The organism is Vibrio sp. STUT-A11 (genome assembly GCF_026000435.1).
Taxonomy (GTDB): Bacteria; Pseudomonadota; Gammaproteobacteria; order Enterobacterales; family Vibrionaceae; genus Vibrio.
This window is the reverse complement of record NZ_AP026763.1, coordinates 1,503,336-1,528,292: the sequence shown is the minus strand read 5'-3', so window position 1 is coordinate 1,528,292 and position 24,957 is coordinate 1,503,336. Positions and strand designations below refer to the sequence as shown.

12 protein-coding genes are annotated in these 24,957 nt (G+C 43.3%); 6 read left to right on the top strand and 6 right to left on the bottom strand.

Translation table 11 applies throughout. The annotated features are described in order from the left end of the window. Positions 1–22 precede the first annotated feature (22 nt). Both OO774_RS07205 and manA read left to right on the top strand, forming a co-directional pair. Positions 23–1,162 carry a glycerate kinase gene (locus OO774_RS07205; protein WP_264905811.1) on the top strand — a complete coding sequence of 380 codons (1,140 nt, stop codon included), beginning with the start codon at positions 23–25 and terminating at the stop codon, positions 1,160–1,162. Between the two features lie 13 nt (positions 1,163–1,175). After that, on the top strand, positions 1,176–2,369 hold the full coding sequence (gene manA / locus OO774_RS07200; RefSeq protein ID WP_264905809.1) for a mannose-6-phosphate isomerase, class I: 1,194 nt from the start codon (positions 1,176–1,178) through the stop codon (positions 2,367–2,369). Positions 2,370–2,584: 215 nt separating this feature from the next. Here the strand turns inward: manA and OO774_RS07195 are convergent, their stop codons facing one another. Further along, positions 2,585–3,646, bottom strand: coding sequence for a LacI family DNA-binding transcriptional regulator (locus OO774_RS07195; RefSeq protein WP_243978667.1), 1,062 nt, complete (start codon positions 3,644–3,646; stop codon positions 2,585–2,587). Positions 3,647–3,877: 231 nt separating this feature from the next. On the opposite strand from OO774_RS07195, the gene OO774_RS07190 reads away from it, so the two are divergent. Next, a complete protein-coding gene (locus OO774_RS07190) occupies positions 3,878–5,980 on the top strand; it encodes an alpha-galactosidase (protein WP_264905806.1) in 2,103 nt (700 codons plus the stop codon). A gap of 132 nt (positions 5,981–6,112) precedes the next feature. Beyond that, positions 6,113–7,834: a solute:sodium symporter family transporter gene (locus OO774_RS07185; RefSeq protein ID WP_014232189.1), complete on the top strand. Its 1,722-nt coding sequence runs from the start codon at positions 6,113–6,115 to the stop codon at positions 7,832–7,834. A 216-nt stretch (positions 7,835–8,050) separates the two neighbouring features. On the opposite strand, the gene OO774_RS07180 is transcribed toward OO774_RS07185, so the two are convergent. From OO774_RS07180 to OO774_RS07165, 4 genes are all read right to left on the bottom strand, one after another. Then, positions 8,051–10,966, bottom strand: coding sequence for a beta-galactosidase (locus OO774_RS07180; protein WP_243978669.1), 2,916 nt, complete (start codon positions 10,964–10,966; stop codon positions 8,051–8,053). Between the two features lie 192 nt (positions 10,967–11,158). Beyond that, positions 11,159–14,179 carry a beta-agarase gene (locus OO774_RS07175; protein ID WP_264905803.1) on the bottom strand — a complete coding sequence of 1,007 codons (3,021 nt, stop codon included), beginning with the start codon at positions 14,177–14,179 and terminating at the stop codon, positions 11,159–11,161. Between the two features lie 68 nt (positions 14,180–14,247). After that, a complete protein-coding gene (locus OO774_RS07170; RefSeq protein ID WP_014232192.1) occupies positions 14,248–17,106 on the bottom strand; it encodes a beta-galactosidase in 2,859 nt (952 codons plus the stop codon). Positions 17,107–17,192: 86 nt separating this feature from the next. Continuing rightward, positions 17,193–18,521 (bottom strand): carbohydrate porin, encoded by a 1,329-nt coding sequence (locus tag OO774_RS07165; protein ID WP_014232193.1) that lies wholly within the window; start codon positions 18,519–18,521, stop codon positions 17,193–17,195. Between the two features lie 392 nt (positions 18,522–18,913). Between OO774_RS07165 and OO774_RS07160 the strand changes: the two genes are divergently transcribed. Both OO774_RS07160 and OO774_RS07155 read left to right on the top strand, forming a co-directional pair. Then, the gene (locus OO774_RS07160; RefSeq protein ID WP_014232194.1) at positions 18,914–19,996 is read left to right on the top strand and encodes a family 43 glycosylhydrolase; all 1,083 of its coding nucleotides are present in this window, start codon (positions 18,914–18,916) and stop codon (positions 19,994–19,996) included. Positions 19,997–20,105: 109 nt separating this feature from the next. Continuing rightward, complete coding sequence (locus OO774_RS07155; protein WP_264905800.1) at positions 20,106–22,526, top strand: glycoside hydrolase family 2 TIM barrel-domain containing protein; 2,421 nt, start codon at positions 20,106–20,108, stop codon at positions 22,524–22,526. A 599-nt stretch (positions 22,527–23,125) separates the two neighbouring features. On the opposite strand, the gene OO774_RS07150 is transcribed toward OO774_RS07155, so the two are convergent. Beyond that, a complete protein-coding gene (locus OO774_RS07150) occupies positions 23,126–23,887 on the bottom strand; it encodes a MalM family protein (protein ID WP_014232197.1) in 762 nt (253 codons plus the stop codon). Positions 23,888–24,957 lie beyond the last annotated feature (1,070 nt).

The following is a 24,957-nucleotide window of genomic DNA, read 5'->3' as shown; positions in this document are numbered from 1 at the left end:
ATGCGGAGCTTAAGGAATCTTCATGAAAATTGTAATCGCCCCAGATTCTTTTAAAGAATCACTCAGCGCTAAGATGGTTTGCTCTGCAATTGAACGGGGTTTTCGCGACTCATTTCCAAATACTGAATACGTGCATCTTCCTCTCGCGGATGGCGGTGAAGGAACTGTGGATGTGCTACTGGAAAGCTTAGGTGGCTCATTGCAGAAAACGCAAGTTGAAGGACCAACGGGTGAATGGGTCAACGCACACTGGGCTTTGTTAGATGACGGCAACACCGCACTCATAGAAGTTGCTGCGGCCTCAGGGCTAGACTTACTCACGAAAGAAAAACGCGCCCCTCTTTTTGCATCTACCTACGGTACGGGTCAGTTAATTAAAAGCGCTCTGGACCATGGTGTGAGTAAAATTCTCATTGGTTTGGGGGGAAGCGCTACCAATGACGGAGGCGCAGGTATCATTCAAGCACTTGGAGGCCACCTATATGACTCTCAAGGTAATGAATTGATTAGAGGGGGAGGAGATTTATCTCGGCTTAGCAAAGTCGATCTAAAAGGTCTCGACTCTCGTTGTCAAAATATTGAGATGATAGTGGCCTGCGATGTCACGAACCCGTTGTGTGGTCCACACGGAGCGAGTCATGTGTTCGGCCCTCAAAAAGGTGCTTCGGTGGCTGATATAGACAAGTTAGATACCGGTCTCATGACTTTTTCCTCTTTCGTTTCACCTAACAAGCAATTCGACCCATTATTCACTCCCGGATATGGGGCTGCTGGAGGGACGCCACTAGGTTTGTCGTTAGCTTTCGACGTTCAATTAAAGCCTGGTATAGATATGGTTTTGGAAGCTATAGATGCCAGGAGCATCATCAAAAGTGCGGACCTCGTTATAACTGGTGAAGGGCAAATGGACAACCAAACTATACAAGGTAAAGCACCTTGGGGGGTTGCAAAGTATGCCAAAGAAAAAGATGTCCCTGTGATCGCAATAGCAGGCTCTTTGGGGACAGATATTCACAAGCTTTACTCACATATTGATAGCGTATTTGGCTCAGTGCGCAGCCCTCAGTCTCTCTCACAAGTCCTGATAGAAGCCGAAGCAAATTTGATAAGAACAGCAAGAAATATTGCTGCAACTCTCAAACTAGGTAAAACGTTAATCTAAAGAGGATTGCACTATGAAAAATTTATTTTTTAAGCTTGAGAATACCATTCAAAACTATTCTTGGGGCAGTCGTGATGCGATTAAAGAACTTTTTGGTATAGAAAACCCTGACAACTCACCCCAAGCTGAGATTTGGATGGGCGCACACCCAAACGGATGCTCGCGTAAAGCCGAAACCCATGAATTGCTATCCGATGTAATAAACCAGAACAAAGTTCAATCGTTGGGAAACTATACAAAGGAAAGATTTGGCGAGCTGCCTTTCTTGTTTAAAGTGTTGGCCGCAGAAATGCCACTCTCAATCCAGGTTCACCCAAGCAAAAGCAAAGCTGAAATGGGTTTTACTCGTGAAAATGAACAAGGTATTCCACTTAACGCGTCAAACCGTAATTACAAAGATCCAAACCATAAGCCAGAGCTAGTTTATGCGCTGACCTTTTACAAAGCGATGAATGGTTTCAGACCAATAGAACAAATTTTAACTTTGTTTGAGCAAGCGAATATTACAACGCTTAGAGCAGAAATCAGTGCATTAAGAGCGTCTCCAAACAGTGACGGTCTCAAAGGCTTTTTTTCTGCAATTATGTCTCTGGAAGGTGAACGCAAGCAACAAGCACTGGAAGAGCTTTACACGAGTCTTGAGCGCCCAGCAAAAACAGCTATAGCTCGTGAGGCTTATGGTTATATTAAAGATTTTCGTCAGTACTATGCCGATGATATCGGTTTGTTTTCACCATTGATGCTAAACACCATTGAGCTTGAACCTGGTGAAGCTATGTTTTTGCATGCGGAAACACCACACGCCTATGTTCAAGGCACCGGCTTAGAGATTATGGCGAACTCAGATAACGTGCTACGCGCAGGCTTAACCACAAAGTACATAGATGTGCCAGAGCTGATTGAAAATACGACGTTTATACCCATTGATCCAGCACATATAAAACTTGATCCCATCCATAAAAACGGAAAACTAAGTTACCCAATTCCAGTTGATGATTTTGGATTTGAAGTTGTGCCTGTCGCAAATCAAAACATCATACAATTCGTTCGCAGTCCAGAGATTCTATTTTGTATTGAAGGAAATGTGACCATTTCCAACCAGCAGGATCAAATACATCTAAAAGCAGGAGAATCCGTCTTTGTCAGCAGTCATTCCGTTAAGTATTTGTGCGAAGGGAACGGCACATTAGCTCGTGCATTTAACTAATTAAAAGCAAGAGCGAAACGCAAAGACTAATCAACTAATATTATCTTCATTTTTCGTGACTGTTAATTTGAAGAAAAAACAGTGCTTGTTATCAAATATAAACAAGTTACATATGGCCGACGCTACTCCCTCCTTGGGCCATTCCCACCAATGCTCACGTTCATTGGTGGGTGATTTTTCTTCATAAAAACTGTTCCTGAATGTAAATCTCCGCGTTAGGGCAATAGGCGACGAATGTTTTCCAGATAATTAAGCACTGACTGCTTATCATACAAAGCATTCAATTTTTCACCTGAACTTTGCCTCACCACCAAACTAACGGGCAATACTTCAGAGATAATTCCCGCTCCCTTCTCCACCTGGCTTAGGACCAATTTGACCGCCTTACGCCCGAGTTCGTTAAAGTCTTGTTTAACCGTTGTCAAAGGAGGTGAGAAAAATTGACTGTCCTGAATACCATCAAACCCAACTACGGACACGGTTTTAGGAACATTAATGCTCACTTCGGAAAGCGCACACAATACGCCCAGCGCCATCTGGTCATTGGCGACTAAGACCGCATCAAAAGATATACCTTTTAGCACTGCATCTTTAATTGCATTGTAGCCACTGGCGGCTTGCCAATCACCCTCGTAGAAAGCAGCTAGTGTAAGCCCATGTTGCTGGATTTGGGCCCCCCATTCTTTGTATCGTAGCATCGAGGCCGTCGATGCTTCTGGCCCTGAAATACACACAAAAGCTTCGCGCTTTTGATTAATCAAATGAGATACGGCGAGGTACGCTCCCGTTTTGTGGTCACAACTTACGTGATTAACCAATGTCCCCTCAGGAACATCAATAAATACCATTGTGAGTTGACTGAACTGCTCGACAAGGCACTCCGCCGTATCTCGTGCTACGGGCGCATTGATAATAATGACATCAACTTGTTGAGCGATCAGTTCTCGAATTGCTCCTCGAAATTCATCTATGGAATTTTCACTTAATACTGTCAGCGCAGTCGCATAACCCATCTCGTGAGCTTGGTTACGAATGCCGTTGGCGATTAATGCCACACCATGCAGCGATATATCCAAAGAGACAATGCCGATAATGCGTGATTTGGCTCGGCTAAGCATTTGTGCACCTTTGTTCGGCACGTAGCCAAGCTTTTTGATCGCATTATTCACTCGTTTACGAGTTTCTTCCGCCACGTTATCTGCACCATTGGTTACACGTGATACAGTTTGTGTTGAAACCCCCGCTAAACGTGCGACATCTTTAAAAGTAACAGCCATGGTGTTCTCCAATTTTTATTTTTCATCTACGATAACAAATTCAAGCGTCCCCCCTCGTGAACAGTGTCACACAAACATCAATTAATGTTTCCGAAAACAATCGATCCATGGCACAAATTTAAACTCAAAATCCTCCTCTAGATCACACTTAAATGGCAGTTATGTCGAAATTCAACTTAATAAGCGCATTATTATTTTTAAATTGAATGTTTGCGTAAACAGGAAAATAAAATGCAAAGAATCGTTCACCTAAAATCCAAGAATCACAGCATGATTATTAAAGTTGATCGTGTTCCTGAAATCCTTCATTGGGGAGCAAAGATCGCGCAAATCGATCCAGATTTAATGTTATCAACAGAGCGCCCTATTTCTCAGGCTCGTCTCGATGTTGATGTCCCACTTTCACTATGTCCAGAACTAGGTAGTGGTCACTTCAATGCGCCGGGAATTGATGGGCATAGAAATGGCAATGACTGGGCGCCAGTATTCAAAACCAAATCCATTGAACACGACGATAACAGTGCAACATTTAGGCTTCAAGACGACGTTGCAGGACTTGAGTTATTAATAGAGCTGCAAATGGATTTTAGAAGTGACGTGGTACAAAAACGCATCACCGTTAAAAACACGGCTGCTGGCGAATATTGCTTGGGTAAGCTCTCCTCTACTCTGCCACTTCCAAACCATGCCAACGAGCTGATGACTTTCCACGGACGTTGGTGCCATGAGTTTCAGACTCAACGCTTAAACTTTGAGCATGGGGGTTTTATGCAAGAAAACCGCCGTGGTCGCACCTCTCATGAAAACTTCCCTGGACTATTTGCTGGCACCAACGGCTTCAGTGAGCAATTAGGGCAAGTTTGGGGCTTCCATCTAGGCTGGAGTGGTAATCATCAATTGCGTGCTGACGTTCGTAGTGATGGTCGTCGTTTTGTTCAAGCAGGTGAGCTGTTACTGTCTGGAGAAAAGCGCCTGAAAAGTGGTGAACTGTACCAATCACCTTGGCTATACGCAACCTACAGCACCTCAGGCTTGAACGGTATTTCAGAGCGATTCCACGAGTTTGTTCGCGCCAACATTGTTAAGTTTCCTAGCAATAAACCACGCCCTGTTCACCTAAACACATGGGAAGGTATCTATTTCAACCATAAGCCTGAATACATTATGCAGATGGCTACCGAAGCCGCTGAAATGGGCGTTGAGCGCTTCATTATTGATGACGGTTGGTTCATTGGCCGAGATGGCGAACGTGCGGGACTTGGAGACTGGTATTTAGATGAAACCAAATACCCTAATGGTCTCGAACCTGTTATCGAACACGTGAACAATCAAGGCATGGAGTTTGGTCTTTGGGTTGAGCCAGAGATGGTCAGCCAAGACTCTAACCTGTATCGCCAACATCCAGATTGGGTGTTAAGTCTGCAAGGCTATGACCAACCTTCGGGCCGTTGGCAATACGTACTTGATTTACAAAATCAAGATTGCTTCAACTACCTGTTCGACCGTCTGAACGACTTATTGACTCGCTACAACATTGGTTACCTGAAATGGGACATGAACCGCGAGTTGGTACAACCAGGGCATCAAAGCAAACCAGCAGTGCATGATCAAACTAAAGCCCTTTACCGTTTATTAGATGAACTTCAAGCAGCCCATCCTGCCGTTGAGATTGAGTCTTGTTCTTCTGGTGGTGGCCGTATTGATTTCGAAATATTGAAACGCACTCACCGCTTCTGGGCTTCTGATTGTAATGACGCGCTGGAGCGTCAAGCGATTCAACGTGGCATGAGCTACTTCTTCCCACCGGAAGTGATGGGCGCTCATATTGGTCCAGCCGAATGTCACTCAACCAATCGTCGTCATGCGATCAACATGCGTGGCGTGACAGCATTAAGTGGCCACATGGGCGTGGAACTAGATCCTGTAAGAGAATGTAAAGAAGAAAAGCAAGCTTTCGCTCATTACATTCAGCTGCATAAACAATATCGCAATTTGCTGCATTCTGGACGTACCTTCCGTATCGACCCTGCTGATCAAAACCAGAACATCTATGGCGTAGAAAACGGGCAAGAAATGCTGATTACGGTGTGCCAGTTGGCAATGCCAAACTACGCGTTGCCATCCCCACTGCGAGTCAATTGTGCGGATGAAAACACGCGTTACGAAATCAAGATTGTTGAAATGCCAAAAACCAGCTTCCAATTGATGAAACAACGTCCCAAGTGGCTAGACAATACTCTGGTACTCAGTGGTGACAACTTAAAAGAAATTGGGGTAACACTCCCTATTCTCGACCCTGAGTCGGCGCTTATTGTTCACCTGAAAAAACTTTAAACCTCTTTATGTCCCTCTAGCAACGGGTTTCAACTTAACGTTGTTCCTGATAAAACACTCTTACTAGATGCTAGAGGGACACCCTACGACCAACAAGCAAAAACTTATTGCTTAACTTGTTAAGGAAACAAAATGTCTATTACAGTATTACTTTCGTTCTTGCTGTTTACAGGCTTTGTTGTGGTGTTCACTTACAGCAAAGTCAGAAACGATAAACACAACTCTCAAGATGGTTTCTTCCTTGGTGGACGAAGCTTAACGGGAGGATTAATTGCCAGTTCCTTGATTTTAACCAACCTCAGTGCGACCAGCTTTGTGGGCATGAGTGCGCAATCCTACACACACAATATGAGTGTCATGGGTTGGGAGGTTGCTTCTGGTGTCACGCTGGTGATAATCGCATTACTGCTTGTTCCACGCTACCTCAAGCAAGGCATCACCACCATCCCTGACTTCTTGGAAAGCCGTTATGATATGTCGGTGAAAAAATTTGTAACACTACTGTTCTTATGCCAATACGTCATTAATATTTTACCTACAACACTTTACGCTGGCGCAGTAGTGTTGGGTGAAATCTTCGATGTACAAAGTTTACTGGGAATATCTGAGTTCAGTTCCATCGCACTTATCTCAGCAACCATTGGTTTACTGGGTTTCTTCTACGCGATTTACGGTGGCCTAAAAGCCGTGGTTATCGCAGACACCATTAATGGCGTAGGTTTAATTACAGGTGGCTTGATGATCCCTGTGTTTGGTCTGATGGCACTGGGTGGTGGCAACTTTATGGAAGGCTTAGATATGCTGCTGACCGCGGCACCAGAAAAGCTTCAATCAGTCGGACAAGAGACCGACCCACTACCGTTCTCAACGTTGTTCACAGGCTTACTGTTGGTGAATTTGTACTACTGGGGTACCGACCAATCTATCATTCAACGTGCACTTGGTGCGAAGAACCTAAAAGAAGGTCAAAAGGGTGTCATTTTGGCAGGCGCAATCAAAGTTATATCCCCATTATTCCTTATCATTCCGGGTATTATCGCATTCCATATGTTTGGTGCAGATGCGGGCAACCCAGATACGATGTACACTCGCTTAGTCAACGAAGTATTACCTAAACCTCTGGTTGGCTTCTTTGTTGCGGTGATGTTTGGTGCCATATTAAGTACGTTTAATGGAGTATTAAACAGCTCAACAACCCTGTTTGCTTTGAACGTTTACAAACCTCTTTTTGGCAACGACAAATCCGATGAAGAGCTAGTAGGTAAAGGTCGCATTTTCGGTGTCATTATCGCGGTCATTTCAGTGTGTATTGCACCATTCATCCTTTATGCACCAGAAGGGTTATTTCAATATTTGCAAATGGTTGCAGGATTCTTTAGTGTGCCTATCTTCACTATCGTATTTGTTGGCTATATTTCAAAACGTGTCCCTGCCATTGCTGCCAAAGTAGCGCTCACGGTATTTGTAAGCTCCTACGCTGCAATGCAACTGATATTTGATACACCGATTCACTTCCTACACCAATTAGCAATCTTGTTTGTGGTGTGTACAGTACTAATGTTTGTGATTGGTCACTTTATGCCACGTGATACGGATTATGTAATGCCAGTCAATGAGAGTATTGACGTAACGCCTTGGTCATTCCGTTTTGAGGCCTCAGCAGTAATAATCTACATGGTACTAGGCGCGTACGTAATGTTCTCGGATGCTGGCTTTGTATCGAACGATCCAACCATCATGCATGTATACGGCTTCTGTGGCGTAATCCTGTTCTTTGGCGTGCTATCAAGCTACCTGCTTAAACGAAGAAGCAATGACAAAATAACCAAATTAAAAGACATGTATATACCTTAAAGCTTTTTAACTGCGTGATAGTTCACAGTGACACAATAGTCTATATACCTAACTCTCTCATGTTTTAGATAATCGTAGACTATCACACCGAAATTGAGACAACCTCAAGTTTGGATTGTTCAGCGTAGGCATGTTACGTCTGTGTCATTTCTTTTTTTACATACAACTGAAATGACACAGACTTATAAAAATTACCGTCAAGAGTTACAAATTACTTCATTTGTTAATAGATCCGAATCGTCGATTGTATAAATTACGGTTGATCTCTTTGGCAGACTTCACCAAGGGCTCATATGGTGTATCCGTTACTGTCACAAAACCCACGTTATAGTTTTCACCATCCCATGCACGCCCTGTTACGGGTGAATCCATATACTGGAACCAATGTGCACCAACAAAGTACGGGTTATCAATCACGCTTTCCATATACTTAGCGTAAGATTGCGCACGACCTTGTTGATTGTCACTACTGATAATACCAGGGTGGAATAAACCTGAATCAGTAGAACCAAAGTGGAACTCACCAATAATGCTAGGTTTATCCAACTCCGGTAAACGGCTCCAGTCCCCTTTTGCATTTAGATCAGTGGCGTAAAGATTGTAACTCATCACATCAACATAACGTGCGGCTGCTGTCGCAGCTTCAGGTGTTATCCCCCAATCAGAGAATCGCACTCCCATGTATAGATGGTTAGGTAACACTTTCTCCATCTCTTCACTAACAACCGCAAAATACTTATCAGCAAATGCATCTAACAATACTGAAAGATCGGCTTTCACTGTTTCAGTGTATTCACCTTGATAATTGAAGCCTTTAGCAAAAGCATCCCATGAGGCAACATCAACGCCCCATGCAGCGTTGAACTTCTTGATCGAGCCATATTTTGCTTTAAGTAATGCATCAAACGCCGCTTTGGCCGAGCTTTCTTTTGTGCTGGCACGTAAACCAGAAATCGCCAGTGCGTAGTGGTTTGTATTGTTGACGGTATTGCCCCAGCTCAACTCATTGTCAACGAAATAACCGATACACCAAGGGTCATTGTCAACCTCTTCACCCAACTCCTTCGCCATTATGGCCACAGAGACCCGAAAATTTGTGTCAAATGGGTCATGCATAGCCCCCCAGTAGTCGTTACCTGTACTAACTCGTTGGTGGTCTCCCGTAATCCAACCATGTGCTGTATACGGCACTTTACCGTTTTTTCGGTACATAGGATCGGACCAGTTCCCTAAGGAAGTGAAACCCCAGTCCTGCATTCGTGCAAGTGTCACGTCCTTCCAAATCTCAATCGCTTCTTGTGCAGAGTCGGTATCATACTTACGCTGCAAGTTCGCCGAATAGAAGCTGAACACTTCACCATGCTTGAGAGGTCCTTTATGCACCATTTGCGTATAGCTGTAGTTGTCAGCCAGTGGATCATTGAAATCAGGTAACCAATCAAACATACCACGGCGGAGTGTTGAGGCTTCTACACGCTCACGCTTGTCATCAATGTAACGCTCAGCGGCAACCTGACTTGGACGCATCCCCTTAGTGTCTGCCTCTACCGCATCAGCAAAGTCCATCCCTGTCACTGTGTAGCTGTCATCCATACGAATATTGTCTACCCCTGTAGCGAAGTAGAGGTATCCTTCAGGGTCCACCAGCGCCCACTTATCATTGACTTTCTCTGTGCGGAAATAACCTGTTGCCTCTAGTTTCGGACCTTTAGCCCAGCCACCGAACTTTGAACGATCACTCATCAACGAGGCATTCTTCAACAGTTTTTTGTCGACTTTGGCTTGAGCCTTTAGCTGATCCAAATCGGTGATTTTTTCTGGCCACGTTTCTTCCTGATATTGACCAAACTCATCCAACAGATTGGCGTATCGCGTAGTGTCCGTACTTAGGTTAGGAATCAACGATAGGTTATCGATAACCAATGTCGCCTCTTCTTGAGGGTTCATCATGTAAAGCTGCACGCTGACAATGTTCGATAGATCAAGCTCAGATTCGCCCCAACCAAACACCACTTGGCTTGCTGAGAAGGATTTCTTTGGCGGCTCGCCACGCATACCTGAATCCAAGCCTTCAGCCAAGTCTTTAAATGTGAAGTAATATTTGTCTTCTGAGTTTGCTGGAATCTGTACATAACCCGTACGGCTGTTTACTGCCCCCGTAGCCGTACCACCCAGCTTTTCATCTAGTGCATCATCGACACGCACAAATAGCTGCATGCCTGAATCACCAATGTTTTTCGCATCAAATGCTAGGGCAACATCGCCATACTTTGACCAATCCCAAGCCTGACCGTCTTTTCCAGCCGAGAATTTGATTGTCGGATAGTCATCATCGGTTGTGTAATGAACCTTAATTGCAGAGCCTGTGTCAGACTTGACGATATCAACATTAGAGCCGGAATGGCGTTCAACAATACCTTCAACACCACTTTCAAAGTCAGTTACTGTTAAAATAGTGGGAATTTGCGCCTCAATAACTTGACCTTGACGCGCTTCTGATAGAACAAAATCTCCAGTGCGTTCAATAAAATCAATGTCATGTACTACTACTTTTTGCTCACCTATCGGGCCAACCGCGTAGAATTGGAACTCAGCAATATTTCGTAAATCAAGCTCACTACCACCTCGGTAACCTTCAATATTCATCTCTGCACCATTAAAAAGGAAATCGACTGTCGTGGTTTTGCCAGCAGGTAAATATATTGGCAGATCGAGCTGGTGCGTCGTCGCTCCCATAATGCCAATGTTGTCCGCCACTTTCATTTCAATTCGAACTTCTCTGTCGCCGGGGTTTTCGAGTGTCAGCTGTAAGCCACCTTTGGTATTCCAATCATAAGAACCAGACTCCGGGCGAAACTTCATGTTTGGCCATTTAGAGTTTGCTTCTGACTCAGAAATCGCATCGAACACGATTTCCAGGTTTTCGCCAGCCACATTATATGAGGTGTGTGTGTTGGCGGTTTTTGATAGAAACCCATCATCTGTCATGACAACAGGTTGAACGCTACTACTCATATCTTGTTGAGTTGTTTCGTTATTGGATGTGTCTGGTGTTTTTGTAGCGGCAATGCTGCCTGCTGCAAGAGTGCTGGCAATGATAGCGAGCGCGATAGTATTTTTGTTGAAACGCACTGAGATTCTCCTTTCCTTCACGTAGTTATTGGATAACCAATAAAACGAATAGTACATACCAATAAAGTTTTTTGGAGTGATCCAATACTAATTATCGGTCAACATATGCACTGATTGCTTATTCTGTGCGCTAGACGACAAAAAGCCGCGATAGTCACTTTCGCGGCTTTGTTTTTTTTCATGCAGTTATGACTATGATACGTATTTTCTACGTACCCATCCTAAAACGGCAATGATTGACACAAAGAAGGCACCTAATGAACCACCAGTACGCAGTTGTGGCTCATCAGGGTCAGTTGGTGGATCAACCGGCTCTTCAGGGTCAATGCCTTCTATGGTTTCTAATCCATTTAACTGACCAGAAGTGATTCCGATATTTCGACCATTATATAACGAGCCAACATCACGTGCAGAGCGCGTTTCTGTATTGGCCTCCAACGCAGAACAGTCATCACCATATAACTCACAATTAATGAGTCGTGCTGCATCCGTTAAGTGGCTGTATGGTGTATCCGTTACATTAACGAAACCAACGTTGTAGTTTTCACCATCCCATGCACGGCCTGTTACCGGTGAATCAAGGTATTGGAACCAGTGCGCACCGACAAAGTTATCATTCGCTAATACCGACTCCATGTACGTAATGTACTTGTCGCCACGATCTTTTTGCGAGTTTGCTGAAACAATTCCGGTTGCGAAGTTACCGCTATCAAGCGCACCGAAGTGGAACTCACCGATGATAGCTGGGAAATCTAAATCCTCGATTTGTTCTAGTACATCTGATTGCCAGTCTTCGGACGTGATGCTGTCTTTGTAGATGTTGAAGCTGACAACATCAGCATGAACTTTAGCGGCATCAACCGTTTCCGGTGTTCTTCCCCAGTCAGCAAAACGAGCACCTAAATACAGGTTATTAGGAAACTCTGCTTTGATTGCTTGATTCACAACCTCGAAGTATTTGTTTGCAAACTGCCAGTTCAATGACTTTAAATCATCCAACATGCCTGCAGAGTATTCAAAGCTCTGTGCTCCGCCTAATTCAGACCATGATGCGAACGATGTTCCCCAAGCGGTATTGAATGCCTCAATTGTTTTCGATTGCCCAAAGCCATTTTCAAGGAACCAGATAAACGCAGCTTTCGCTGGGCTTGTGCTGGCATCTGTGTTCATCGCCGCTAGCGTTTGCCCATAACACGCCGCATCATCACCATTCAGACAGTTACCCCAGCTTATTTCATTATCAACGAAAATACCCATCAAGGTCGCTTCATGACCTGTCACTTCTTCTTTGATTTTCGCCGCCATTTTCTCAGCAGCTAAGGCAAAGTTAGGATCAAACGGGTCAGCTATCGGCCCCCAATATCCTGCGCCAATACGGTTAACAGGATTCTCTGAGGTTTCATGGTGAAGTACCCACCCATTTGCAACATAAGGCATGTTCGCTGCGGCCGCTTTTGCATAGAAGGCAGAGTCTGTCCAGTTACCAAGTGACGTAAAGCCCCAGTCTTGCATACGCTTGATAGTGATGTCTTGCCAAGCTTCTTCACCACCATGACGCGCATCTATGTTGTTAGCGTAGAAACTCACACCCTCACCTTGTTTGACAGGTCCACTATGAACAGGACCCATCTCTTTTCGGTGATTTGTCGGGATCTCAGTGAACATTGACTTACGCACATCGGAAGGCATTGTGCTCGATTCACCAGTAAAGGTATACGTGTCTGTCATTCGAATGTTAGCAAGACCCGTTGAAATAAAGGCGTTACCGTCAGGATCAACCAGATACCATTTACCGTCTGCTGTTTTACACACATTAAAAGTGGCTGGGTTAGCCAGTTTACAGTCTTGGTCAGCAACAATGCTACTACCAGCAGGTGCACCGCCATATTGACTACGGTTAAGTAGTTTACCAAGCAGTTGTGTCTCTCGTGCACCCAAACTATCAAGTTTCTCACGACTCTCTAGCTTAGCGTAGAAATCATGTTGATTGTTTTGACCCAGTGAATCCACCAACTCTTCGTAGGCTGATACATCATTAAGATCTTTGATCACACGAGCGTTATCAAAGATAAACTCGTGATCAGTAGTTCCCTCTGCTAGATCAGGAATAAAGAAAGTAACCGACTGAATCGCTGCAAGGTTTAACTCTAGCCAATCACCCCAACCTTCGTCGAGTGATTTTGCCGGAAGCTCACGCAAACCCAGTGTATTGACAATATCACCAATCGCTGGAGTATCTTTAACGCTTATATAAACAGTCTGAGTGCTTTTTGCTGGAATATACTTTCCGCGTGCAATACCCGACGCTTCATTACCGCTGTTGTCTTCTATTCTCGAGTACAGAAATAGACCGGTATTGGTTGGGTTTGTCACATCGACCGCAATCGCTAGGTGCTCTCCCAATGCTGACAAATCCCAGTTCCCATTCAGTTTGACCGAGCTCCACCCATTGTTGAACGTGGCTTTCAGCGCGGTTTCACCAATACTAACCCCTTCATCAATCAGTTCTATATCCGCGCCTGTCGCTTCGATAGAATCTGTCAGTTCTTCAAACGTTTCGAGCTGAAGTAGGGTTTTCACTGGTGCCGATGAAACGCTTCCGCTCATATCTTCTGGGTCAGTTGGTGGAGGTGTTGGCTCTGTTGTGCCATCAGAGACGCGCACATTATCAAAGTGCAAAGATTTAGACTCGTTATTCGACAACATGAATTGAATAGCTAGCACCTTATCTTTATCAAAGTTCACACCGTGATCTTGATATTCATTTCCACCATCTAGATTAAATGTAAACGTCGTGGTCTCTCCGGCGGGTGCAGTGAAGTAGTCCAGACTTGTTTGAGTTGAGTCACCCCAATCATTCTGAATATCGTTATCCACAAGTTTAATTGCAAAGACAGTATCTGTGCTCTCAGAATTGGTAACGTCTACGGTCATCACATTGTGTTGAGACCAATTCCATGTTCCCCAGTTCCAGATAATGACAGGTTCAAATTCAGCACTAAAGTCACTTTTAAGTGCTTGTTCTCCATCTGTAACACCGTCAGAAACCAGTGAATATGATGAGGATTGATCACCAACAATTTGTAGCCATTCCGGGTTATTTTCTCCTGCTGAGTAATCAGAACTTTCAAAAGAAGTCACTAACGTTGAAGCAAGCGTAGGTGCAGCCATTCCCACAATAAGCAGGGCTGTTAGAGTTTTATTCACGTTCATAAAATGGATCTCATTTTCCTTAATGAAATAATCAGGCACGGAATAAGCGTCCGTGCCTATTTTCGACGTTATTTAAAGCGGTTGTTATAGAGGTTTGCGTTGAATTGCTTTGCCGCCTCAATCAATTCAACATAAGGTTCGTCAGCGATGGTGACAAAACCGATGTTGTAGTTTTCACCATCCCAAGCTCGACCTGTTGCTGGCGAGTCAAGGTACTGGAACCAATGCGCACCAACAAAGTAAGGGTTGTCTACCACACTCTGCATGTAATTGGTGTACATCTTCGCGCGCTCTGTTTGATTGGCAACATTCACGATACCACCATGGAACAGACCTGTATCTGTCGAACCAAAATGGAATTCACCGATGATGCTTGGCTTGTCTAATTCCGCTAGCCACTTTCTAAAGTGTGCTTTTTTAGAGTCATTCAAATCATTGGCGTACAGGTTGTAACTCATGACATCCACATACTTCGCCGCGCCTTTTGCAATTTCTGGTGTCACACCCCAGTCAGCAAATCGCGCACCTAGATACATGTGATTTGGCAACACGCGCTCTAGTTCAGCATCTACTGTAGAGAAATACTTATCTGCCAGCATGGTTAACATGTCTGAATAGTCTCGCTTCATACCTGGCTTTAGGCTGCTACGATAGTCGAACGACTTATCAAACTCTTCCCAAGAGTTGACCTGAGTCGTTCCCCACGCCTGATTCAGGGCATTGATCGTAGTGTATTTCTCTTTTAGATATGTTGAGAATGCAGCCTTCGCAGGGCTCTCTTTCGCGTCATAGCTTAGTGCGTTGACAATCAGACCATAATGGTTGGCCTCATTCATCACATTACCCCAGCTGATCTCATTGTCGACAAAGATACCCAATAACCATGGGTCATCTTTCTCCACTTGTTTCGCGAGACCTTCTGCCATCACTCTAGTGCTCTGCTTGAACTCAGGATCGAATGGGTCATGAATAGGACCCCAGTAGTCATTACCTGTACTGATTCGCTTGTGTTCACCCATGATCCAACCGTGTGCTTCATAAGCAACACGTTCTGTTCCGAAGAACATTGGATCAATCCAATTACCCAACGTGGTAAAACCCCAATCTTGCATACGATCAAGCGTTACATCACGCCAAATCTCCATCGCTTCTTGTTGCGAGGTTTCGTATTTACGCATCAGGTTGGCACGATAGAAACTGAATACCTCACCTTTCTTCAGTGCACCAGAGTGGACATAACCGGCGTAGTCATAGTTCACTGCAAGTTGATCGTCATACTCAGGTAGCCAAGTGAACATCGATTCACGTAATTGTGATGCGATTTGACGCCCTTGCTTTGTCTCTGGGTTGTCAAAATCCGCACCGGTAATGGTGACAGTGTCATCCATTCGAATGTTGGCAAGACCTGTCATGAAGAACGGGTAACCTTCTGGGTCAACTAACGTCCACTTGCCATCCAGTTTCTCGGTGCGGAAGAACCCTGTGGCCTCCATACGAGGGCCTGCATTCCAACCACCGAATTTACTGCGGTCAGACATCAGCTCGGCTTTGCCAAGATGCTCAAGCGCCGCTTTGCCCGAAGCACGTAGTTCTTCATCGTTGTGTACTTTCTCAGCCCAGTCACTACCCGTAAACTGGCCATACTGATCGACTAACCCTTCGTAACGCGTCGTGTCGGCATCAAGGTTTGGTACTAAGCGAATTGAGTCAACCACAATCGTGGCGTCTTTGGTTGGATTTTGCAGATAAAGCTGAATTGAAACTATGTTAGACAAATCCAAGCTGGTTTCACCCCAGCCATAGCTAATGGCTTGTGCGCTATACGCTTTCTTAGGTGGTTCACTGCGCATGCCGGAAACAATATGACCTTCTAGCTGACTTAAGCTCATGTAGTATGTGCTTGTCTCATTAGGCAGCAGCGTCACATAGTTTGACATACTGTCTTTAACACCATCAGCCGTACCACCCCAGTTTTTGTTCTCCGCTTGGTCAACGCGAACAAACATCTGGATAGGATCATTGGTTGGATTTTCAATATCAAAGGCGAGGTTAAAGTTACCCTCTTTAGACCAATCCCAAGGACGGTTTGGCATAAAGGTAATATTTGGATAGTCGTTGTCTGCTTTGAACTTCACTTGAAGACCAAGGCCCCCATCTGATTTTACTTTTTCGATGGTCGTCGATACGCTGCGGTCTGAAATAAAGTGCTTTTCACCAGATTCAAAGTTGGTGATTGATTTTAATGTCGGAATTGGCCCTGCTTCGACGACTTGTTCCTCAGCAGAGATAAAATCACCTGTAGCATCAACCAACTGTAGGTTATCGAGAATAATGGTTTGCTCATCCATTGGCCCTTGAACAAACACCTGCAGTTCAGCCAGTTTGCGCAAGTTAATGTTCTGACCATCCCAATAACCATCAAGACCACGCTTACCGCCATTGAATAGCATCTCAACATTTTCGGTGCTGTTCGCTGGAATCGTAACTGCGTAATTAAGCTGGTTGGTCGCCGCCCCCATCTGGCCGACGTTATCGACGATCTTGAAGATAAACGTTGCAGGCGTATCACTTGGGTTGGTGACATCCACTTTTAAGCTGCCCCTATTATTCCAGTTCCACATCCCACCCTCGGGGAAGAACTTCACATTAGGCCAGTATTTAAATTTGTTTGCTTCAGAGACAGCATCAAACGTCACCTTCAAAGCAGAGTTACCCGAGGTAACACCAACGCCTGTCACTTTTTCAGATTTCGCGTGTGATGCTTGTACGTTATTAAAGAAACTATCCGATTCAAAATCAGGGATAGCAATGCTCGCTTGTTCCTCACTCTCTCCAGAAGTTTCCGGTTGAGATCCTGTCGTCGATTGACAACCATACGCGCCAAACAGCAAGCTCGATAGGATAAGTGCAATTTTTGTCTTGTTCATACTCGTTATTATCTTTATAGGAGTCGATATAAGTACTCCACGACCTAAGCCGTGGAGAAACTGTTTAAATGATATTTATGTCAGGATTACCACCATGCTTCGAACATTACGCCAGCCGTAAGTGCATCCGATTTGCCCATTTTAAAGCCACCAATTGCCCATGTATCAAAAACATCCGTCTCTACATCTTGTTCAGCATAAGTAACGTAGAAGTTAAGTACCGGACGGTCCCACTCTCCATTACCAATATGAAGGTTTTGAGCAAGTGTAATTTTGTAACCTGAGTTGGTGCCATCTTCGCTTGGGTTTACAGCTTCATACTTGATCTGTTCGTAGCCAGCTTCTAGCTGAGTCGAAGTACGCTTGTTCCAGTTATAAGTATTACGAATGATGAATGAGTCCCAATCACTTTGCATTGCTGCTATTGGCATACGGTTTGGATGCCCAGTCTCACGTGCACGTTGGTCATATTTTTCAGTTTCGTGAGCATACGTGTATTCGAAGCGGAAACGATCTGTTAGCTGGTATTTACCATAAAAGAACCCACCAATCAGATCACTTGGCACTGGCTGCCACCATTCGCGTGTCGCAACTTGTCGAGCTTCGCTGCTATAACGTAAGAATAGTTGGTGGTGCAGATTGTCTAAATTGTGATTAAATTTTAAACCTACTTGATAGGAATCTGGCGCAGCTTCTTTGTACTTATCCCCTGTGGACTCGTTAATTACATCACTATTTGGACCAATGTAAGTGCCGTAGTTGAGATATAATTCACTATTAATCGTATCTGTTATATCCATACCTCGAAGTGCAGATGAGAATAAGACGGTATCGCCTTGGTTCATATCACCATTTGTATATGAGTTGTAAAGGTTACGAGTTACTGATAAATCAAGGGCGGCAAAATCTAAGTCTATTTTCTCAATACCAAACCCACGACCATCACTCGCAAGCGCTTCATTGACCACCAATGGCGTCGACACGCGGTTCACATACTTTTGGCCTGCCCATACCGTAGCGTCAGGCATTGCTGGGAACACACCAGCCGCATCAACATATATCCACTCAGGTACGAAATTGTCAGAGTAACCATTGGATGAGAACATAACATGAACACCCCAGTTCATATCATTCATATTTAAACCATAATCAGATTGCAGCTGTAACCAGTTACCGTCGTTACCTAGACGACCAGCTGACGAGTCTGCATGATATTGACCAGGTAACCGGAAAATATTACCACCTGTTCCAGCCCAGTCATAAGCTGCCTCATTCAACACTTCATCATTAGTAAAGCCTGCGCCATACATTAGATAGCCGTGGAAAGCTAAACCCTCAGGTGTGTTAGCATGTGCGGAAAGTGCAACTAATAAACTGGAACACACTGCAGAGTACTTTAGGATTTTATGTTTCATCTTTTGTCCTTAAAGATTAAGTAGATAGTAAGTTAATAAATGAAGATGGTTTACCAATGCAACTTCAATGTCAGTATTATTACAAAATGGCAAACCAATAATCAGTGACAGGTATAACAATTAACGAATAAAGACCAACCTAAGATAAAACTCCAATTACCAATCTCAGTAACCCACATCATGCGACCCTTTTATTTTCAACCACTTACATATTCCAAGTTAGTTTAAAATAAACTGTGGTTAACACGAATATTGGTCATATCAATGCTTAAAACTGTGTATTCCATCACCTTATTACCAAAGAGTCGTTATTTTGAAGACCAGCAAATAGACACAAACTCAAAATTGGTTTACCTTTGTTCGAAATTTGTATTTGTATAGAGAGATACCTCATGAATTCACCTAAGAAAAAACTTAGCCTGGCAAGTTTACGTGCTATTGAACGCGGTTATGATAGTCGCGGGCCTGAATGGTTGATTGAATTTGATGTACAAAAACTGAAAGGCGACTTTGCCTATGAAGAGGGAGTGATTCGCCGCGATCCTACCGCTGTCATCAAAGTTCATGACTTGTACCACTGTTGGTACACCAAAGGTGAGGGGGAAACCAAAGGTTTTACAGGCAACCCAGAAGACAAAGTTTTTCCTTGGGACAAAACTGAAGTATGGCATGCGACCTCCGCTGACGGCATAACATGGAAAGAGCAAGGTCCTGCGATTCAAGCTGGTAAATCAGGCTCATATGATGACCGAGCAGTGTTCACTCCCGAGGTCTTAGCGCACGAGGGTTGTTACTACCTTGTTTACCAAACTGTCCAATTTCCGTACACCAACCGCCAATTTGAAGAGATAGCACTGGCTTGGTCAGATAGTCCATTCGGTCCATGGACCAAATCAGATGCTCCTATCCTTAGCCCCGAAAAAGATGGCGAATGGGAAGGTGATGAAGACAACCGCTTCAATGTAAAATCAAAAGGTAGCTTTGACAGTCACAAAGTGCACGATCCTTGCCTGATGTTCTTCAATAACAAGTTTTACCTATACTATAAAGGCGAAACTATGGGTGAGAGTATGAATATGGGCGGTCGTGAAATTAAGCATGGAGTGGCCATAGCTGATAAAGTTACTGGCCCTTACGTCAAATCAGAATACAACCCTATCTCAAACTCTGGGCATGAAGTTGCGGTCTGGCATCACAATGGTGGTATCGCATCATTGATTACTACCGATGGTCCTGAGAAAAACACGATTCAATGGGCTAAAGACGGTATTAACTTCGAAATTATGTCTCATATCAAAGGAGCACCAGAGGCGCTAGGTATATTCCGTGATCCACAAGAAGATAGCTTTGATGCGCCAGGCTTAAACTGGGGGCTATGCCATAAGTATGACCCTAGCTGGAACTGGAATTATATCTGCCGATACCGCGTAAAACGTCAAATTTTAGATGCGGGTACGTTCCAAAATAGTAATTAAGTTCGCTCTAAACCAGTGGCTCATAAAGGAGCCACTTTTTCGCCAATGACTAACCCTTTCCCTGTATACCTACCCAGCCGTTAACTGTTTTTTTTCAGGATACTTTGATATGCACAATTCACCGAGAAGTACCACATTATTTAACGACAACTGGCTTTTTCAGTTGGCAAAAGATAAACCGAATACCAAACAATGGTCGACGGTTACGCTTCCCCACGATTGGAGTGTAGCTTCGGCCTTTTCTCCACAGTATGATGGAGCCACGGGTTACCTACCTGGGGGAATTGGTTGGTACAAAAAGCAGTTTAAAAATCCTCTAAATAAACACTATTCGCGCTGTATACTCGTTTTTGACGGGATTTACAACAATGCAACCATTAATATCAATGGCTGTGATATACATTTCCAAGCGTATGGTTATGCACCATTCAATATAGAAATTACTGATTACTTGAAATCAGACAATGTAATTACTATCCATGTCGATAGACGCAGGTATATCGACAGTAGGTGGTATACAGGTTCAGGTATTTACCGTGATATAGAAATGGTTCTAACTAAGGATGTGTTTGTTCCTATTTGGGAAAATCATATAAAAGCTTCCGTTAGCTCAAACCAGATTGGCCATATCCACCAGCAACTGATGATTGAAGCAAAAACGAAAACGCATTACTTGACAATTGTAAGTCGTTTGCTCGAGCCCAATTCCGATAATTGCGTAGCTACAGCTCGAACGCATCGTTCAGTGAACAATCGAGAAGTATGTGATTTAGAACTAACGTGTGATCAACTGAGCCTTTGGAGCCCAGATTCACCAATTCTTTATAAGTTGGAAACTCAAATCTACGAAAATGGCTGCGTCATTGATAAGGTATCTGAAAACATTGGTTTTCGTAGCATAGAGTTTTCGCCAGAACAGGGGTTTTTCCTCAATGGGATGCCAACTAAAGTCCGTGGGGTCTGCCTTCATCATGATGGCGGACTCGTTGGCGCAGCCGTACCTGATGAAATATGGATACGTCGGTTGTCAAAGCTCAAACAATGTGGTGTAAATGCAATAAGAATCGCACACAACCCAGCCTCCAAGCGTCTATTGCACCTCTGTGACAAGATGGGATTTCTGGTGCAGGATGAGTTTTTTGACGAGTGGGATTATCCTAAAGATAAACGCCTTAACATGGGCAACCAACACGATGACTTTTTCAGCCAATGTTACACCGAGCACTTTCAAACCCGAGCAAAAACCGATCTTTGTAATACGTTGAAATGCCATATTAACCATCCATCAATATTCATGTGGAGTATTGGCAACGAAATTGAGTGGACCTACCCACGCAACGTCGAAGCAACGGGCTTTTTTGATGCAAGTTGGGATGGGAATTATTTCTGGAGCTTACCACCTAACTCTCCCGATGAAATAAAAGATAAACTCAAAAATTTGCCACAGCACACTTATGATATTGGGAAAACTGCGAACAAGCTTGCTCGTTGGGTAAAAGCTATCGATCAAACTCGACCGATTACTGCCAACTGTATCCTTCCATCATCCAGCTACCATTCAGGTTACGCCGACGCGCTCGATGTAATTGGATTTAGTTATCGACGTGTTGTATATGATTATGGGCATGAAATCAGACCTAACCTGCCGATAATCGGTAATGAAAATTTACCTCAATGGCATGAATGGAAAGCAGTGCTTGAACGCAACCATGTATCCGGATTGTTTCTTTGGACTGGAATCAATTATATGGGAGAATCTCATGGTAAATGGCCTGTAAGAACCACTGACAGCGGCCTGCTAGACACCGCTGGGTTTGAAAAACCAAGTTATGCGCTTTTTAAATCGCTGTGGACAGACGAACCTTATGTCAAAGTATTTACTCAACGAGCAGACTTAACACAACTGAAGTTTGACGAGCAAACTTTTGTTGCCTTTGAACATGATGAAAATGCTTGGCAAAAAAAATTATGGGTCTGGGACGAAAGAAACTCGCACTGGAATTATGAAAATGAGCAATGGGTCACTATCGAAGCCTATAGCAACTGTCCGCAGGTACAACTCTACCTCAACGATGAGTTGGTTGGAACCCAACAGTTAGAAAAGCAAATCGACAGAGTCTTTCGTTGGGCCTTACCATATAGAGCAGGAAAGATCTCTCTGGTTGGTTTAAAGAACGACGTAGAGGTAACTAGAGATGAAATTGTCACGTCTGGAGTGCCGAGGAAGATCTCGATTGTAGATGAAACCCATGAAGGTTCAAGCTCATACCGGCAACTTATAGTCCAGATGCTTGATAAAGACAACCATCCAGTGAGTCATGAAGAAGCATTGTTAGAGTTTCGTGTTCGCGGTTGTGAATGGATTGGAGCCGATAATGGCAGTATATCTTCTATCAACGCATATAATAGCCCAACGATTGCTACACGTCATGGCAGAGTTTTAGCAGTTGTAAAATCATCGCAGGGTCAAAGTGGTGATATCGAAATTTACTCAAATTCAGGAGTGAAAGCCTCTTTTTCACTACTTTAAACTGTACTAATACATTAACTCTGAGTTGGCTCTTGTATTCACAAGAGCCTAAATACCTAAAGCTTAGCTATACGTGCAGTAGCAACAGGCGTCGCAGCTTACACAGCAAGCAAACACATACATTAGTGTAAGTCTGCTAATGTAATTTCGAACAATACCGTGTCATACAATACAAAATCCACCTTTAATATTTTTACAGCATGCCAAAAGATATTATCTCTTGGCATGTTGTATGAGTCCAAGTCATCAAGATAACCTTGACTCTGTGACGCCAATATCTCGTTGTTTATGAAACTACTCAACTGTAACTTACGTTCACCGTCAAACGATGATTCTGTACCAAAATTGCTGCCAGCTCTCTACATCATTGTTGGTGTGTTAGAGCAACCTACACATTGTATTGCAACGAATAAGTTAGATATTTTATACTTTTATCCTCAGTTATTTGGTAATGAGTACTCACTGTATTCTTACCTACCTCACTTATATTCGAAAAGCTCAGAGGAATACATTCGACGAAAACGTCGCATCTTTAAAAAATACGTCTTTAAAAAACAATTAATCACCAATAAACGTAACGCTGACCAATAAAATAACAACTATAGTTTTTGAATTTGATCAACTAAATCAAGAGCTTTCTGAGTGTTTCCTTGTTTTATAGTATGGCGAAGTTCGTCAAAAAGGTTTTCAAACTTGTTCGTGTTGTATTCCAATGTCTTAACTTCTAAACCATTTTCATTCGCCAATATCACGGTATCGAATTTGCCCAAGGCATCAAATTCAATCGCAACCCTTCCTGTATAACTATGTGGAATCACAACTTCTTCTTCTTCCATAGTTCTATCTTTCTTTACCCAAATTCGGCTACTGCTGCTAGCATCTTGCGCGGTCGTATACACAATGACATATATTGGAATATCAGCGACTTGAGGAGTTACACGCACGTTAGATTCTTGACGATAAGTTTGAAATAGATCTCCAGATTTATATTGGAACTGTTCATTAGGGATGCGAGATAAAATATTACCTTTTTTATCAATAACTAAAACTGAAGGAGCAAATATTTTTGAATCATAGTAAGCTTGTATCTTTAGATCTAATATTTCATAATTTGATGGCAACTCATACAAAGCAACAGGACTATCTACACCATAAGCCTTTAAGCGCTGCGTTTGCTGCTGGATACTAACTTCAGATAAATCTCCTTTTTCTACATACAAAGCATTGAGTTCCTTCAAAGAGTTAGATGTTTTGTTACTTAATTGCTCGACTTTTTCATTTCCCATAAAAACATGATTAACAGTCTGACACCCACTTAAACACCCTAAAATCAGCCCTGTCATTAGTAAATTTCTCAGCATTGGTATACACCTCCATTACTTATTGTTCTACTCTATTTTACACATATAGGACCAATTAAACAGGATTGGATTATTAACTTAAAAAATGTTGCCAATATCAAACAACATTTCTAACAGAATAAACTTAGTATTGAGGAAGACATTGCTTTTCTCTCTAATCTTAAGTTCATATCTAGTGTATGGAGGTAGATGCTAAATCTTGTGGGAGGGTCCAAACTCCACTAAGCTACCGAGCAAGTACTAATTACTGATGGAACCAAAGTAGGAACATAATCAGTACAAACGAGCTCGCTTTGTTGTCATTCATACAGGCATCCTTCGTTTAGAATGACTGACCAAACTACGGAAGTAAGCTTTATTACGCTGTAGATTTGACGGTAAATCTACCGAACTCTTGTTACAATCAAGTTTAGGAAAACTGAACATTCCTCTTCTCGGTTATTTATTCTAGAGGCTTCGTTTTTTGCGATGCTGATGAATGTGCAGTTCGATGCCATATATACGACGTCACTATGCGTGTTTCTTCAAGCGTTCCATGGTCAACTTCAGGTTTTGACAGGGACGGGTGACCGTTTGTTCAGCAGTGTTTGCAAACTTATATGTTGGTTATATTTAGTACTTAATTCAACCTATACAACCCTAAACGTAAGGGATAAGTTGAAATCATCTTTACCCGTGAGAATTCGCCAACTGATTCGAGCTATCTTAATTCGCCAATGCCACAATGGTTTTTACTTTACCTCTCCGCTTGACCAAATAGTTAAACTAGGAACAGATAGTAACGCTTTATAACGAGGTTGTGGCTTGAACGCCGTTGGAGGGGCATCCGTCACATCACGACAGATGCGGAAAATATTACTTTGATATATAAAGTTTAGTTAGGCACGGTGCTCTTGGATACCTGAGATCCAATCGTATTTGAACGCAAGGTTGAACTGCATAATCTTTTTGGCGCTGATCAGCAGACAGCGTTTCGTTCGACTTGACAATGATTCCATAATTAAAGGAAAAGTGGGCTGGTTTATTCCGAAAATAATGTTCGGACAACCTGTAAACCAGAGGGTGGATTG

Excerpts from the sequence above, each read along its gene's own strand:
- OO774_RS07185 (WP_014232189.1), top strand. The coding sequence starts at position 6,113 with ATGTCTATTACAGTATTACTTTCGTTCTTGCTGTTTACAGGCTTTGTT.
- OO774_RS07170 (WP_014232192.1), bottom strand. The coding sequence starts at position 17,106 with ATGAACAAGACAAAAATTGCACTTATCCTATCGAGCTTGCTGTTTGGC.
- manA (WP_264905809.1), top strand. The coding sequence starts at position 1,176 with ATGAAAAATTTATTTTTTAAGCTTGAGAATACCATTCAAAACTATTCT.
- OO774_RS07155 (WP_264905800.1), top strand. The coding sequence starts at position 20,106 with ATGCACAATTCACCGAGAAGTACCACATTATTTAACGACAACTGGCTT.
- OO774_RS07190 (WP_264905806.1), top strand. The coding sequence starts at position 3,878 with ATGCAAAGAATCGTTCACCTAAAATCCAAGAATCACAGCATGATTATT.
- OO774_RS07175 (WP_264905803.1), bottom strand. The coding sequence starts at position 14,179 with ATGAACGTGAATAAAACTCTAACAGCCCTGCTTATTGTGGGAATGGCT.
- OO774_RS07195 (WP_243978667.1), bottom strand. The coding sequence starts at position 3,646 with ATGGCTGTTACTTTTAAAGATGTCGCACGTTTAGCGGGGGTTTCAACA.
- OO774_RS07165 (WP_014232193.1), bottom strand. The coding sequence starts at position 18,521 with ATGAAACATAAAATCCTAAAGTACTCTGCAGTGTGTTCCAGTTTATTA.
- OO774_RS07205 (WP_264905811.1), top strand. The coding sequence starts at position 23 with ATGAAAATTGTAATCGCCCCAGATTCTTTTAAAGAATCACTCAGCGCT.
- OO774_RS07150 (WP_014232197.1), bottom strand. The coding sequence starts at position 23,887 with ATGCTGAGAAATTTACTAATGACAGGGCTGATTTTAGGGTGTTTAAGT.
- OO774_RS07160 (WP_014232194.1), top strand. The coding sequence starts at position 18,914 with ATGAATTCACCTAAGAAAAAACTTAGCCTGGCAAGTTTACGTGCTATT.